Genomic DNA, 14,035 nt, shown 5'->3' with positions numbered 1-14,035 from the left:
AACCGCACAAGGCCGCACGCATACAGAAAGCCTATGAGCGAAATGTGCGCCGGGCTGTCAAGCGTTTCTCGTGGATGATATACCGGTTCAACAGCCCGGCCATGCGTCACTTGTTTATGGCACCCCGTAACGCATTAAAAATGGAGCAGGCGGTCATCTCACTGCTGGCCGGCGACGTCTACCGCACCACGCGCGTACAGTGGGCGCTGATGGCTTTCAAGGGTATTTACCACCTGAGCTTTATTGCCAATCTGCCACGGGCCTTGCGTTTCTATTTTCGCCGTCGGCGTAATGCGCGCCTGAAATTTGCCGGTGGCACAACCCCGCAGGATGGGGGCTGATCCTGACCCTGTTGTCCAGCTGGATGTCGTGCTTTTACCTAACTCATGCGGATAAAACGATGATGGAATAGAGCGCTCTTGTCCGACTGAATATCGACAAACCAACCAACCCATAACAAAAGGAACCTGTAGAATGAAAAAAATTCTGATTTTTCTGGCCATGCTCCCACTGCTGTTAAATGCTTGTCGAACCGGCATACCGGCTGATGGCGGCCTCAACGAGGCACCTTTGCCTAGCAATCCGGACATGACTGTCAAAATCCGTTCATTCATCCCTTTCCAGGATGGTGCCAAGATAGCCACCAATATCAAAGCTGAATGTATTATTAACCAGCAGCTGTCCCACTTTATCCGCGTTTACGGCACTGAACGCGACATCGCCGTGATCCGATCAAAGGATATCGATACCGCCAGTAAAGGACGGGTTCTGTCAGTGGAAATTGTCGATGCGATCAGCCAGGGGAATCCGTTTCTGGGACATCGCAAATTTACCGAAGTGGCCGGCACCCTGTATGAAGACGGCAAAGAAGTTGCTTCCTTTACCGGGGCCCGTTTCTCGGGTGGTGGGTTTTTTGGTGCCTACAAGGGTTCCTGTTCCGTATTGGGACGGACCGTCAAGGCACTGGGAAGCGACATTGCCCTCTGGTTAGCCAATCCTGTTGACGGCCAGCACATGGGCGACAGTATTTAACCCGTTCAGAGTTTACGACGTTCGTACCAGTCCGGCCCTGTTGTTAACAACGGGGCCGGGCGGCTTCAGCCCTCCACGCCGATCTGCAAGGTAAGATGATCATGGCAGGGCAACGCCAGTTCGCTAGTCTCTTCCTTCGCCAGCGCCACCAACAGCGGTAATGCCGCTGCCGCGGGATTATGCTCGCGCAGTGTTGCCAGCTCCCTTGACAAGCCTGGCGGGTGGGCCGTGCCTGCCTTCAATTCAAGTTGCAGACATCCTGGCGCCGACACATCCTCCGATCCGGTCAAAAGGAATGCCGTGGCAAAACTGATGTCCACGTAACCCCGCCCGGCCAGGGCGGACGGCAACGCAGAGTCATAACAAATTAACAACACCGGTTGCTGTTGCCCTGTTGCCACGCTCGCCGCTTCAATCAGCCCGGCAGCGAAGGTATCCGGGCCTGCCGCCAGACTGGTCGAAAATTGCCGGGAGTGGCTGGCAATGGCCCAGTAGCCCGCCGGCGCGTTATGCACGGAGTTGTGAAAGTGGGTCGGCGAGACAGGCCGCTCTGGCAAAGTCAGGCTCTGGCAGATCCGGTCCACTACCTCGCCATCCCCTTCTGAAGAAGCGAACACCGAGGCCAACTCACTCATAGTGTAGCGGTTGTCCCGCAGGGCATCTTCGGCAGTCTGCAGCGCCAGTTTGATCAGTGACGTGGTACGACGTCGCTCGTTCGGCGGCAGCAGAGCGGGTCGAAATGCCGGCAAGTCCTGTTGATCCAGCGTCTGCTCGCCTCGCAGGACCGGCCGGGCTGCTTCCCAGCCAGCCATGCCCGGTGCCATGAGACCGAGGCTCTCGACTCTTACCCGCATCAGTCACACCATCCGAATATCAGTGCGCAGTTACTGCCACCGAAGCCGAAAGAATTGCTCATCGCTACCCGCACCGGTTGCTGCAGGGTGTGGCGCAAAACCGGTGTTGTCAGGGCCGGATCGATCTCCCGGGTATTCAACGTACCCGGTAAGAATCCATGTTCAATACTCAGGCTGCAAAAGATCGCTTCGGTGATGCCGGCCGCACCCAGCGTATGGCCTGTCCAGCCCTTGGTCGAACTGCATGGCACAGCATCAAACAGCCCGGTCACCGCCTGATCCTCGGCCCGATCATTGGAGGCAGTTGCCGTGCCGTGTAGATTGATATAATCCACCTGAGCCGGCGTCAGACCGGCGCGCTCCAGGGCCTGTTGCATGGCCTGCCGGGCCCCCTCCCCCTGCGGATGGGGTGTCGACATGTGATAGGCATCACTGCTTTCGCCATAGCCCAGCAATGCGACCCCTTCGCGCCCGCCGGCCGGTTCCAGCAGCGCGAATCCGGCCGCCTCGCCAATGTTGATGCCGCTGCGATGCTTGTCCCAGGGGCGACAGGGCTCGCCGGAGACCAGCTCCAGAGCATTGAAGCCCAGCAAGGTAGTCAGACACAGGCTGTCGATCCCGCCAACCACGGCCGCATCACACCAGCCCGCTTCAATATAACGGCTGGCAGTGGCAAACACCTTGGCGCTGGATGAACAGGCCGTTGAGATCACCTGTGCAGGCCCTTCCAGTTCAAGATAGCGGCGAGTGAAATCGGCGCAGGAATACGTGTTGTGGGTATGCCGGTAGTCGAAGCTGGTCGGCAGCGGCCCGTCGTTGCCAGCGCGCTGGTGATAGGCCTGCTCGGTGGCCTCGATGCCGGAAGTGCTGGTGCCCAGAAACAGGCCGATACGCCCGGCCCCGTAACGCTCGCGGGCCGTGGCCACCATCCCGGCAAAACCGTCGGTCTCCAGCCCCAGTGCCGCCAGACGGTTATTGCGACAATCGAACGGCGCCAGCGCGTCGGGCAACACGACAGTTTCCACGCCGTCAACCCGCCCTATCCAGGTTGCCAGACGCCCCTCATCGTAATCATTGGGGCGCAAACCACTGCGTTCACTCTGCAAGGCCTCTTTCGCGGCCTCAAGCCCCTGACCGAGCGCGCTAACGGTACTGCGGGCGGTAATCAGTAGAGGCTCGGACGACATATATTCTTCACGTTAGATTCCAGGATGACACTGTTGCATGTATTCAGTGGTCAGAGGCACAACTTCAGTTATCGCGCTGGCGCAGACGCTCCAGCATGGCCAGCAGCTCAGCGCGTGGCAATTTGCCTGTTTCATTTCGGGGCAGCCGCTGCACCCGGTACAGGGTTCGCGGAATAAACACCGCGTCCATTGATTCCCCCATGGCCGCCAGTATCGCCTGTTCAGTCAAGGTCGGGGCTACCACCAGCGCGCTGATACGGCCGCCACGTTCGCGACCTTCGTCATGTAATACCAGAGCCCCGTCTTCCACGCCGGGGATGTCCTGCAAACGGCGGGTCAGATCCGCCAGCGATGCGCGCTTGCCGGCAATATTGATCATATCACTATCGCGCCCCAGCAGCGTAAAACCGGTCTCCCGGGATTCAATAATATCATTCAATGGCATCATCTGAGGCAGAAAATCGGCCTGCACCTGGCAACGACCATCCACACAGTGCAGCTGCACGCTATCGTAGGGATGCCACAGAGGTTCAGTTAAAGTATGTCTGCTGGCAATGGCCCCTGTCTCTGTCGAACCGTAAATCTCATGTACCGGACAGCCAAAATAGCGCTCTGCCTCGGCTGCCAGTTCGATGGACAGCGGCGCCGTGGCCGAAATAATCATCCCCGTGGATGGCCATTCCAGCCCGGCGCCGACACAGGCGCGTAAATGTACTGGTGTGGTGATAAGCAACCGGGGAGAAGGAATCTGCAGCAGTGCCTGGCAGACATCCGCCGGATAAAACGGGCGTCCTCCGTGCACGGCCAGCGGCGAATGTAATGCAAACAAAATGGTCGATTCCAGGCCATACATATGCTGTGGCGGTACCGTGGCAATCAGTGCTCCGCCATCGAAATCGTCAAGGCCAAAACGCTGTGTGGCAATCCGGGTCGCACGCACCAGATCGCCCCAGTATTTGGGATAGGGTCGTGGCGAGCCGGTACTGCCGGAAGTAAAGATCACCACGGCTTGCTGATGAGCGTCAATCAACGGCACCTTGTTGAGTTCAGTATCCCCGAACGATGGCAGGACGCTAAACTGATCCAGAGCCAGTTCCGCGCGAGGCTGATCGACCAGACAATAGCTGCCCGGATAATCCATGGCCACCGCGTGGACCACTTCGGTGGCGCGGTTGGGCGGTAACAGACACACCTGTCCCCGAATCAACAACGCGGCAAACGCCAGCAGAAACGCATAACGGTCCTCACACAAGTTCACTGCATGCGAAGCCTCTGGCAGGCGTTGCGCCAGCGCCTGCGCCTGTGCGAGAAATTCCCGCGTCGATATTGCCTGCCCGTGATGCCAGGCGATAATCGCTTCAGGCGGATGCGTTGTCAGCGGTAACTGCTGGCTCATTTCCAGTCACCCCGGGTACCAAGTCGCGCCATGGCACGCATGAAACCAATGAAACTGTAACGTGCCCGCTGCGGAAAGCGCCGTCGACGTAAAACAAACTCGGCAAGAAAAAACAGCAACACCAGCAGATACCCCAGCAAGTTGGTAAACAGCGACCACCACTGACGACTGGCACAACATACCAGCAACACACTGATTACACCCAACAGACTCAAAAATAAGACCCAGGCCAGGGTGACATTGCGGGTATAGCGACGCACCGCTGGATCCGGTTCACCGTCGAGCAGGCGAGCAAAACGCGTCACCAGGGGCTCATGGCCGGGTAACAGGCTCAGAGCGAAGACCGTTGCCAGGCCAAAGTAAATCAATAAAGGCGGCCAGATCAGCAGCTCGAAACGATCCTGCAGCGTCCACCCGAACAGGCTAATCGCCGCGGCAACCAGCAGGGCCGGCAAATAGCGAAATCCCTGCGCACGCCACCCCGCCAGTACTGCGGCCAGCACCGCCAGCGCCAGAATCGCGGGAAGAAAATGACCCGTGACCACACCGTAATGGACGGCAACCGGGTAGACTATCACCAGCAATGAAGAGGCGCGGCGCGCCACGCCTGCTAACTTGTGCAACGGGCAATCGTAAACGGGCGGGCGCTTCCTGAGAGCGCCCGGAGTCTGGCCCGGGGCATCGGATTGTGCAGCCCGGAACGCACTGCGATAAGTAACTTTGGCATTCTCGTTTTCCTGTAAAAGACGGTTTCCATGGCGGGTATTTCGCGGATTATTCTTAATATTTAGTATCTTCGACGAAAGCGAGGCGGAGAGCCGTCCGCCGTCTGGCCCACGGCCGCCCGATTATATATAATTTATATCAGTATTCAATTATCTCTCCCTCTCTCTCGCACAGGATGGCGACGCCGTAACGATCCGACCCATGTCACTTTTATCCATCAATTACAACACCACACCTCCCGGCCCGGCTGACAAAGACAGTGAAACACAAGCGTTTGCTGTTATTCGCTACGGTGCCGACAGCAGCCGTATTGCGCTTACCAGCGACGGACTGCTGGATATTGACGTGGCAATGCCGGTGCTCGGTGCGCAGCAACACGCTTTCGAGGTTTGGCACAGCGATCGGCCGATGCAGCAGGAACAGGCCGGGCCGTTACAACTGTTACACAATGGCATTTTCATGTTCGGCGCCCTGCAAGTGGATGAAAGCGAAGGTCTGGAACAGGCAACGCAGAAGGCCTATACACTGATCCTCGAACATCTGAGCAAGCGGGGTTATCCCTACCCATTGCGAGTGTGGAACTATCTGCCGGATATCGTCGGTTTCGAACATGGGGTGGAACGCTACCAGCTCTTTTGCACCGGCCGGCATACTGCACTGGCGACAGAGCCCGATTATGAAACGCGCCTGCCAGCGGCCAGTGCGCTGGGCACCACCGGCGCCGGTTTTGTCATCTATTTCATCGCCGCGCACGAACCCCCGCTGCAGATTGAAAACCCCTTGCAGGTAAGCGCATTTCACTACCCGCCCTGCTATTCACCCAGGAGTCCGTCATTTTCCCGCGCCACGGTCAAACACTGGCCGGATAGTACCCAGTTTTATCTGTCGGGGACGGCCAGCATCCGTGGTCACGAAAGTCAGGGAACGGACGATATACAGAGCCAGTTACAACTGACGCTGGATAACATCGAACATTTGTTAACCCACGCCCGGCAACAATGTCCGACGCTCGGGGACAAGCTCGACAACCTGGCCCTGCTCAAGATCTACCTGCGCCGGGCCGACGATTACGCACTGGTTCGGGATCATATACAACAACGCTTTGACAATGACACCTATCCCCTGCTCTATCTGCAGGCCGACATCTGTCGCAAAGAATTACTGATTGAAATCGAGGGGTGGAGTATTTTCGACAGCGCCAGGTAACTGGCGTTTATTTAAACTCGGGAAATTTTGAGGTTAACGCCCAGCGTTCGGTTTCCTTGTCGTACTCCCAGGTCTGGGTGTCGGTGATTTCACGCACAACATGGTTATTGGTATTGTAATAGCGCATTTCCACCGCCTGTACCGCTTCGGTCGTCGAGGCATTAATGGTGAGTACCTTGTAGTCGGTGACCTTGATATCCCTGAGCCGTTTTTTCTGCCGTTCACTCAGTTCGGGGGGATCCTTGTAATACTGTACCGCCAGCTCCAGGCGCGACCAGCGCATGCTGTGCTCGTAGGCACGCAGGACCTTTTCCAGATCATCAAGTTCGCTCGGTGTGGTATTACAGGCCCCGAGCAATAACGCCAGAGCGATCAACAGCCACTGTTTCATTCTTCCCCCCTTCACCCGTATTGATGCACTCACTGCCCAGGCAGTATAAACAGTCACGGCGATAACGTATATCCTTTGACCTGTGAGGCTTGGTAAACTCACCGTCTGATACTCAGGAACCCGAACAATGAGCCAGCCTCTGAAAACCGCTCTGCTGCAGCAACGCTGTAGCGCCGACCGCCAGGCCAATCTGCAGGCCTCCGAGGCCGGCATTCGCCAGGCCGCCAGCGGCGGCGCCCGGCTGATTCTGTTACAGGAGCTGCATACCGGCCCCTATTTCTGCCAGCGCGAGGACCCGGCGCTGTTCGATCTGGCCGAACCGATCCCCGGCCCGTCCACCGAGCGGCTCGCAACGCTGGCCGCGGAACTCAAGGTGGTGATCGTCGCCTCGCTGTTCGAAAAACGCAGTGCCGGGCTGTATCACAATACCGCCGTGGTCCTGGAGGCCGACGGGAGCATTGCCGGGATCTATCGCAAGATGCACATTCCCGACGATCCCGGTTATTACGAGAAGTTCTATTTCACCCCGGGCGATCTCGGCTTTAACCCCATCGAGACTTCCGTCGGACGACTCGGCGTGCTGGTCTGCTGGGATCAATGGTTCCCCGAAGCCGCCCGGCTGATGGCGCTGGCCGGCGCCGAGCTGCTGCTCTATCCCACCGCCATCGGCTGGGATGAGAACGATACCGTCGAGGAACAGCAGCGCCAGCTCGAGGCCTGGCAGCTCAGCCAGCGCGCGCATGCCGTCGCCAACGGTCTGCCGGTGCTGGCCTGCAACCGCACCGGTGTGGAAACCGATCCGGTCAGCGGCGATCGCATTCATTTCTGGGGTCACAGTTTCGTCGCCGGCCCGCAGGGCGAAATACTCGCCGCAGCCCCCGCCGACGAGGAGCAGTTGCTGATGAGCGAGATCGACCTGACCCGCAGCGAGACGGTACGGCGTATGTGGCCCTATCTGCGGGATCGGCGCATCGACGCCTACGACGACTTGTTATTGCGCTATCGCGACCGCAAATAATCAAAAGCGCTCGTCACAGCGCGGTTTTTCGTGGCCGGGTCTGGTATGCAGTAGTAAGGAAGAAACTTATCTCTCGCAGAGACGCCACGGCGCAAAGTCATCTGATATCGATCATACTAAGCGAGCTCTGCGCCTCTGCGAGAGCCTGGTTTCTGGTCGATGTGTTCAATATTTCTGTGCTCTGTGTGGTCCAAAGGACAACCTGCCGGAACGTCGCAACGGGATAGTGAGATGAATTCACCCGAACAACAGCAACAGAAGATCGGCAAGAGCATGGTGTTTGCCATGTGGCTGGTGATCCTGGCGCTGCTGACCCTGTTTTTTGACAAGTATCTGGGCGATCAGCAAAACCCCAATCAGCAGGTGGTACAGCGCCAGGGGGCCGACGGTACGCGTGAGGTGGTGCTGGAGCAGAACCGCTATGGTCACTATGTCGCCAACGGCCAGATCAATGGTCAGGAAGTGACCTTTTTGCTCGATACCGGTGCCACCGACATCGCGATTCCCGCGCAGGTCGCCAATCGCCTGGGGCTGGAGCGCGGTCGCCAGGTCACTTTCCAGACCGCCAACGGCCGGGCGCGGGGCTATGCCACCCGTCTGGACAGCGTCAGCCTGGGGCATATTCGTCTCACCGATTTGCGCGCCTCCATTAATCCCAATGTCAGCGGCGATGAAATCCTGCTCGGCATGAGCTTTCTCAAACAGCTGGAGCTGAATCAGAAAGACAATACTCTGACCCTGCGCCAGTAACCGGCCCGCCCAATCCCGGGAACCCGGCACAAATCGGGGATAAAGCCCTTGCATCCTGCGCCGATAACGCAATAATGATGGCTATATCAGCCAGGAATTCATTCACTATCGAATAAGGACGATCATTATGTTGTTACGCCAACTTGCCATTGCCCTGACCGCGCTGGCGGTGAGTTCATCGGCCTTCGCCGACTTTATCGGTGCCCGCTTCGGCGCCGGGATGTGGGATCACGATCCCAGCGGCACGATCCGCTACGACGGCGGAAGCGTGGGGACCAATGCGGATCTGAAGAACGACCTCAATCTGGAGGACGACAAGGAAGGTTATTTCTATGCCCTGGTCGAGCATCCGGTCCCGCTGATTCCGAACGTCAAGATCATGCAGACCAATCTGACCAGCAACGGCTCCGGGACCATCACCACAGATTTCACTTACGGTGGCCAGAGCTTCAGCGCCTCACAACCTATCACCTCCGAGCTGGTGCTGGATCACACCGACGTTACCCTCTACTGGCAGTTGCTGGACAACGTGGTCAGCTTCGACTTCGGTATTACCGGCAAGATGGTTGACGCCGAAGCAACCCTGACCAGTGGCGGGAACACGGTGAATAACAGCTTCGATGGTATCGTCCCGATGGGCTATCTCGGCGTGGGCGTCACCCCGTGGCCGGGGCTGGAGTTCCGCGTCGAAGGCAGTGCGCTGGAGATCGGTGACAGCAGCCTGACCGACTACACCGCCAAGGTGAGTTACACCACCAGCTATTTACTCGGTGTCGAAGCCGGCTACCGTTCGCTGGAACTGGAGCTGGACGATCTGGATGATGTCTATTCCAACATGGAATTCGACGGTCCCTTCCTTGGGGTTTATCTGGACTTCTGACAACACAGGGACGAGGGCCGAGGGACGAGGAGCAATATCATCCTCTTCCCCGGCCCTTTTCTTTTGCCCGACGAAATAACATTACGTTTAACAAGACATATTAATTTCTGTTAACAGCGCTTTTACTCGGCACTCGTCCCTCGTTACTCAGCCCTGTCTCTTCTATACTGGGTTAAAGGCCCCGCTAAAGGAGTGCCGCCATGACCCGTCCACTCGTTCTTTTGTTCATCCTGTTATTGTTCTATAGCCCTGTGCATAGCGGGGAGATTGTCAAAACCCCGTATGAAGATCCCAAAGTCGTTTTCGACTTCTATTTCGATCACCCGGAGAAGATCAACTCGGCGCTGTACTGGGTGCGCTCCTATATCAACCCGCTGGGCGAGGCGCCGTATAACTTCTCGCCCGAGTTTATGAGCGTCAAGGTGGTGATCCACGGCACCGAGATCGTCACGGTCGCCAAACATAATTATGAAAAATACAAAAACGCGGTCGAACGGATGAAGTATTACGACCAGCTGGGCGTGGAGTTTATCGTCTGCGGCCTGGCCGCGAAGGATTATGATTACAGCACCGATGACTTCCAGGATTTCATCAAACTGGCCCCATCAGCCATCACCGAACTGGTTCACTGGCAACAGCAGGGCTACGGGCTGATCACGCCCAATATCATGGATAAAAAACTGTCGATCGACGAAATCCGTTAATTAACAGCCCTGGCGGTGCGGATCGTTTTCACATCCGCGGCCGAACCCGGTAAAATGGCGCCCCTGTTTTCGCCGTGGTCAGCCGCCAACCGTTCGCATGTCAGACGTTTCCCTGTGTAATCCGTTTCACCCGCCGTTGCCCGCCCGGGCCGGCGAACTGTCCCGCTGGGGGCAACTGTATGGCAACAGCCCGGCGCTGGTCATCAGCCAGGCGGCCCGCGAGCACCACGGGCCGCTGGTGGTCATTGCCGCCGACACGGCCGCCGCCCAGCGACTGGAATACGCGCTGCGCTTTTACCTGGCCGACACCGAGCTGCCGATTCTCAATTTTCCGGACTGGGAGACCCTGCCCTACGATGTCTTCTCGCCCCATCAGGACATCATCTCCGGGCGTCTGACCAGTCTCTATCACCTGCCCGACATGCAGCAGGGCATCCTGCTGATCCCGGTGCAGACCCTGATGCACCGCCTGCCGCCGCCCGATTATCTGCAGGCCAATACCCTGATGCTGGATCTTGGCCAGACGCTGCAACTGGACGCGATGCGTCGGCGCCTGGAGTCGGCCGGTTACCAGTGCGTCTCGGCGGTGATGGAGCACGGCGAGTTCGCGGTACGCGGCAACATTCTCGATCTGTTTCCCATGGGCAGCGACCGGCCCTATCGTATCGAGCTGTTCGATGACGAGATCGAAAGCATTCGTCTGTTCGATCCCGAGACCCAGCGCTCCACCGACAAGGTCGAACAGGTCCGCCTGCTGCCGGCCCACGAGTATCCGCTGCACAAGGAGGCCATCTCCCGCTTTCGTCAGGCGTTTCGGGCTCGCTTCGAGGGCGATCCGCAAAAAGCCCGGGTCTATCAGGATGTGAGCGAGGGGCTGGCCAGTGCCGGGATCGAATACTACCTGCCGCTGTTTCACGAACAGATGGCGACCCTGTTTGACTACCTGCCGGGCGAGACGCTGTTCCTGAGCGAGGCGGAGCTCGAGGCCGCCGCCGAGGCCTTCTGGGCCGAGGTCGGCCACCGTTACGAGCAGCTGCGCCACGATCAGGAGCGCCCCCTGCTCAGCCCGTCCGAGCTGTTTTTACCGGTGCCGGAGCTGTTCGCCGGTCTCAAACAGCATCCGCGGGTCGCGCTGCAAAACTTCAAGTTCGAGGATGAGGCGGCGATTCAGTTCGCCACCGAGGCCCCGCCGCCGCTGAACCTGGACGTGCGCGCTGCTGAGCCGGCCCGCCAGCTCAAGGCGTTTCTCGACCACTTCCCCGGCCGCGTCCTGTTCGCCGCCGAGACCACCGGGCGACGCGAATACATCCTGGATATGCTGGGGCACTATCACATCCGCCCGCGCGAGCTGGACAGCTGGCAGCAGTTCGTCGACAGCGACGAATCGCTGGCCATTACGGTAGCACCGCTGGATCAGGGGCTGCTGCTGAACGACCCCGCCCTGGCGGTCATCGCCGAAACCCAGCTGTTCGGCCAGCAGGTCCTGCAGCGGCGCCGGCGCAAACAAAGCGATCGCGACAGCGACGCCATCGTGCGCAACCTGGCCGAGCTAACCGTCGATGCGCCGGTCGTGCACGAGGATTACGGCGTGGGCCGCTACAAGGGGCTGCAGACCCTGCAGCTCAACGGCCAGGACACCGAGTTTCTGACCCTGGAATATGCCGGCGGCGACAAGCTCTACGTGCCGGTCAGCTCGTTGCATCTCATCAGCCGCTACACCGGCGCCTCGCCGGAGACCGCGCCCCTGCACAAGCTGGGCAGCGGCCAGTGGGAGAAGGCCCGGCGCAAGGCCGCCGAGCGGGTGCGCGACGTGGCCGCCGAACTGCTGGACATCTACGCCCGGCGCGAGGCCCGCCACGGTTACGCCTATCATATTGACGAGGCCCAGTATCGCGCCTTCGCCGCCGACTTTCCGTTTGAAGAGACGCCCGATCAGCAGCAGGCCATCGACAACGTCATCCACAGCATGCGCGCCGATCAGCCCATGGATCATCTGGTCTGCGGCGATGTCGGCTTCGGCAAGACCGAGGTGGCCATGCGCGCCGCCTTCATCGCCGTGCAGGACGGCAAACAGGTGGCGGTGCTGGCCCCGACCACCCTGCTCACCCAGCAGCACCTGGAGAACTTCCGCGATCGGTTTGCCGACTGGCCGGTGCGAGTCGAAGTCCTGTCCCGCTTTATCAGTGCCAAACAGCAACAGACGATCCTGCGCGATCTTGAAGCCGGCAAGGTGGACATCATCATCGGCACCCACAAGCTGCTGCAAAGTGATGTGAAGTACCACAACCTGGGACTGGTGATCATCGACGAGGAGCACCGCTTCGGCGTGCGCCAGAAGGATAAATTCAAGGCACTGCGTGCCGAGGTGGACGTGTTGACCCTCACCGCCACCCCGATCCCGCGCACCCTGAACATGGCCATGTCCGGTATGCGCGATCTCTCCATCATCGCCACCCCCCCGGCGCGGCGCCTGGCGATCAAGACCTTCATCAGCGAATGGCAGGACGGCCTGATCCAGGAAGCCTGCCAGCGCGAGATCCGCCGCGGCGGGCAGGTCTACTTCCTGCACAACGATATCGAGACCATCGAAAAGCAGGTCGCCAAACTGACCGAACTGGTCCCCGAAGCGACGATTCGTCATGCCCACGGCCAGCTGCGCGAGCGGGAGCTGGAACAGGTGATGTCCGACTTCTATCACCAGCGCTTCAATATTCTGGTCTGCACCACCATTATCGAAACCGGCATCGACATACCATCGGCCAACACCATCGTCATCAACCGCGCCGATCGCTTCGGCCTGGCCCAGCTCTATCAGTTACGCGGCCGCGTCGGCCGCTCGCACCATCGCGCCTACGCCTATCTGATCACGCCCTCGCGCCGGGCCATGAGCCAGGACGCGCTCAAGCGGCTGGAAGCGATCGAATCGATCCAGACCCTGGGCACCGGCTTCACCCTCGCCACCCACGATCTGGAGATCCGCGGCGCCGGCGAACTGCTGGGCGACGAACAGAGCGGCCAGATGATGGAAATCGGTTATCACATGTATACCGAACTGCTGGAACGCGCGGTCAAGGCACTGAAAGAGGGCCACGAACCCCAACTCGACAAACCCCTCAATCACGGCGCCGAGATCGATCTGCATTGTCCCGCCCTGATCCCCGAGGAATACCTGCCCGACATCCACGAGCGGCTAATCCTATACAAACGCATCGCCAACGCCGCCGACTCCCAGGAACTCAAGGATCTGCAAGTCGAGATGATCGACCGCTTCGGCCTACTGCCCGACGCCGTCAAAAACCTCTTCGCCGTCACCCAGCTCAAACTACGCGCCCTGCCCCTGGGTATCCGCAAGATTGAACTGGGCGAAGAAGGCGGCCGCATCCTGTTCGTCGAACAACCCGACATCGATCCCATGCGGATCATTCAGTTAATCCAGCAGCACCCCAACGAATACAAACTCGACGGCGGCGAAAAACTGCGTATCAACAAAGAACTGCCCGACACTGACGATCGGATCGACGAACTCAACAACCTGCTGGCGACACTGGCTGAGAAGGAGGCGGCCTGAAGATCAGGGGCTAGTTGCTGGGAGCTAGGGGCTAGGGACTTGCTCCTAACTAAACAAGGAAATGGGTATACTATCCCCGTGAATTCAGGGCGCCCGGAGGGCGATCATTTTGATAAGTCGGGTGGCACCGGCAACAGTCGCCGACGAAGTCGCCTCCCACAAAGTAAAATAGACACCGGCTTGTGTCGGCATGATGGGAGATCACCCGATCCTGGCCGTTACTTCGGAGTACGACAGGGTCAGGTCTAGCCATTTGCTTTGTTAATTCGTTTGTTTGTTTATCATTGATGTGCAACAGGATGGAGTTCATAGATTTTCCCATA

At 58.8% G+C, this 14,035-nt stretch carries 12 protein-coding genes and 1 pseudogene; 8 read left to right on the top strand and 5 right to left on the bottom strand.

Going from position 1 to position 14,035, the window contains the following annotated elements; all coding sequences use genetic code 11:
* A pseudogene (locus RI563_RS09885) lies at nucleotides 1–341 on the top strand (hydroxylase); the annotation flags it as partial.
* A 133-nt stretch (nucleotides 342–474) separates the two neighbouring features.
* On the top strand, nucleotides 475–1,032 hold the full coding sequence (locus RI563_RS09880) for a hypothetical protein (protein ID WP_310694213.1): 558 nt from the start codon (nucleotides 475–477) through the stop codon (nucleotides 1,030–1,032).
* 65 nt (nucleotides 1,033–1,097) lie between these two features.
* On the opposite strand, the gene RI563_RS09875 is transcribed toward RI563_RS09880, so the two are convergent.
* The 4 genes from RI563_RS09875 to RI563_RS09860 all read right to left on the bottom strand — a co-directional run bounded on the left by RI563_RS09875 (nucleotide 1,098) and on the right by RI563_RS09860 (nucleotide 5,092).
* Entirely contained in the window at nucleotides 1,098–1,886 is a 789-nt protein-coding gene (locus tag RI563_RS09875; RefSeq protein WP_310694212.1) for a beta-ketoacyl synthase chain length factor, read from the bottom strand.
* Entirely contained in the window at nucleotides 1,886–3,073 is a 1,188-nt protein-coding gene (locus RI563_RS09870) for a beta-ketoacyl-[acyl-carrier-protein] synthase family protein (protein WP_310694211.1), read from the bottom strand. The genes RI563_RS09875 and RI563_RS09870 overlap by 1 nt, the downstream gene beginning before the upstream one ends.
* Nucleotides 3,074–3,137: 64 nt before the next feature.
* Entirely contained in the window at nucleotides 3,138–4,469 is a 1,332-nt protein-coding gene (locus tag RI563_RS09865; RefSeq protein ID WP_310694210.1) for an AMP-binding protein, read from the bottom strand.
* Nucleotides 4,466–5,092 carry a ketosynthase gene (locus RI563_RS09860; protein WP_310694209.1) on the bottom strand — a complete coding sequence of 209 codons (627 nt, stop codon included), beginning with the start codon at nucleotides 5,090–5,092 and terminating at the stop codon, nucleotides 4,466–4,468. Before RI563_RS09860 ends, RI563_RS09865 begins: the two co-directional genes overlap by 4 nt.
* A gap of 304 nt (nucleotides 5,093–5,396) precedes the next feature.
* Between RI563_RS09860 and RI563_RS09855 the strand changes: the two genes are divergently transcribed.
* Nucleotides 5,397–6,401 carry a hypothetical protein gene (locus tag RI563_RS09855; RefSeq protein ID WP_310694208.1) on the top strand — a complete coding sequence of 335 codons (1,005 nt, stop codon included), beginning with the start codon at nucleotides 5,397–5,399 and terminating at the stop codon, nucleotides 6,399–6,401.
* A gap of 7 nt (nucleotides 6,402–6,408) precedes the next feature.
* Here the strand turns inward: RI563_RS09855 and RI563_RS09850 are convergent, their stop codons facing one another.
* Entirely contained in the window at nucleotides 6,409–6,792 is a 384-nt protein-coding gene (locus RI563_RS09850; protein ID WP_310694207.1) for a hypothetical protein, read from the bottom strand.
* A 127-nt stretch (nucleotides 6,793–6,919) separates the two neighbouring features.
* On the opposite strand from RI563_RS09850, the gene RI563_RS09845 reads away from it, so the two are divergent.
* The 5 genes from RI563_RS09845 to mfd all read left to right on the top strand — a co-directional run bounded on the left by RI563_RS09845 (nucleotide 6,920) and on the right by mfd (nucleotide 13,712).
* The gene (locus tag RI563_RS09845; protein ID WP_310694206.1) at nucleotides 6,920–7,810 is read left to right on the top strand and encodes a carbon-nitrogen hydrolase; all 891 of its coding nucleotides are present in this window, start codon (nucleotides 6,920–6,922) and stop codon (nucleotides 7,808–7,810) included.
* Between the two features lie 231 nt (nucleotides 7,811–8,041).
* Entirely contained in the window at nucleotides 8,042–8,560 is a 519-nt protein-coding gene (locus tag RI563_RS09840; protein WP_310694205.1) for a TIGR02281 family clan AA aspartic protease, read from the top strand.
* A 127-nt stretch (nucleotides 8,561–8,687) separates the two neighbouring features.
* Nucleotides 8,688–9,440 carry a TIGR04219 family outer membrane beta-barrel protein gene (locus tag RI563_RS09835; RefSeq protein ID WP_310694204.1) on the top strand — a complete coding sequence of 251 codons (753 nt, stop codon included), beginning with the start codon at nucleotides 8,688–8,690 and terminating at the stop codon, nucleotides 9,438–9,440.
* Between the two features lie 200 nt (nucleotides 9,441–9,640).
* Nucleotides 9,641–10,144, top strand: a complete 504-nt coding sequence (locus RI563_RS09830) for a DsrE family protein (protein WP_310694203.1) — start codon at nucleotides 9,641–9,643, stop codon at nucleotides 10,142–10,144.
* 97 nt (nucleotides 10,145–10,241) lie between these two features.
* Complete coding sequence (gene mfd, locus RI563_RS09825; RefSeq protein WP_310694202.1) at nucleotides 10,242–13,712, top strand: transcription-repair coupling factor; 3,471 nt, start codon at nucleotides 10,242–10,244, stop codon at nucleotides 13,710–13,712.
* Nucleotides 13,713–14,035: the final 323 nt, after the last annotated feature.

It is taken from the genome of Thiohalophilus sp. (assembly GCF_031581315.1).
In the GTDB taxonomy this organism is placed as follows: Bacteria; Pseudomonadota; Gammaproteobacteria; order UBA6429; family Thiohalophilaceae; genus Thiohalophilus.
This window is presented reverse-complemented; position numbering and strand designations above follow the sequence as displayed.

Excerpts from the sequence above, each read along its gene's own strand:
- RI563_RS09880 (WP_310694213.1), top strand. The coding sequence starts at position 475 with ATGAAAAAAATTCTGATTTTTCTGGCCATGCTCCCACTGCTGTTAAAT.
- RI563_RS09875 (WP_310694212.1), bottom strand. The coding sequence starts at position 1,886 with ATGCGGGTAAGAGTCGAGAGCCTCGGTCTCATGGCACCGGGCATGGCT.
- RI563_RS09870 (WP_310694211.1), bottom strand. The coding sequence starts at position 3,073 with ATGTCGTCCGAGCCTCTACTGATTACCGCCCGCAGTACCGTTAGCGCG.
- RI563_RS09865 (WP_310694210.1), bottom strand. The coding sequence starts at position 4,469 with ATGAGCCAGCAGTTACCGCTGACAACGCATCCGCCTGAAGCGATTATC.
- RI563_RS09855 (WP_310694208.1), top strand. The coding sequence starts at position 5,397 with ATGTCACTTTTATCCATCAATTACAACACCACACCTCCCGGCCCGGCT.
- RI563_RS09850 (WP_310694207.1), bottom strand. The coding sequence starts at position 6,792 with ATGAAACAGTGGCTGTTGATCGCTCTGGCGTTATTGCTCGGGGCCTGT.
- RI563_RS09845 (WP_310694206.1), top strand. The coding sequence starts at position 6,920 with ATGAGCCAGCCTCTGAAAACCGCTCTGCTGCAGCAACGCTGTAGCGCC.
- RI563_RS09840 (WP_310694205.1), top strand. The coding sequence starts at position 8,042 with ATGAATTCACCCGAACAACAGCAACAGAAGATCGGCAAGAGCATGGTG.
- RI563_RS09835 (WP_310694204.1), top strand. The coding sequence starts at position 8,688 with ATGTTGTTACGCCAACTTGCCATTGCCCTGACCGCGCTGGCGGTGAGT.
- RI563_RS09830 (WP_310694203.1), top strand. The coding sequence starts at position 9,641 with ATGACCCGTCCACTCGTTCTTTTGTTCATCCTGTTATTGTTCTATAGC.
- mfd (WP_310694202.1), top strand. The coding sequence starts at position 10,242 with ATGTCAGACGTTTCCCTGTGTAATCCGTTTCACCCGCCGTTGCCCGCC.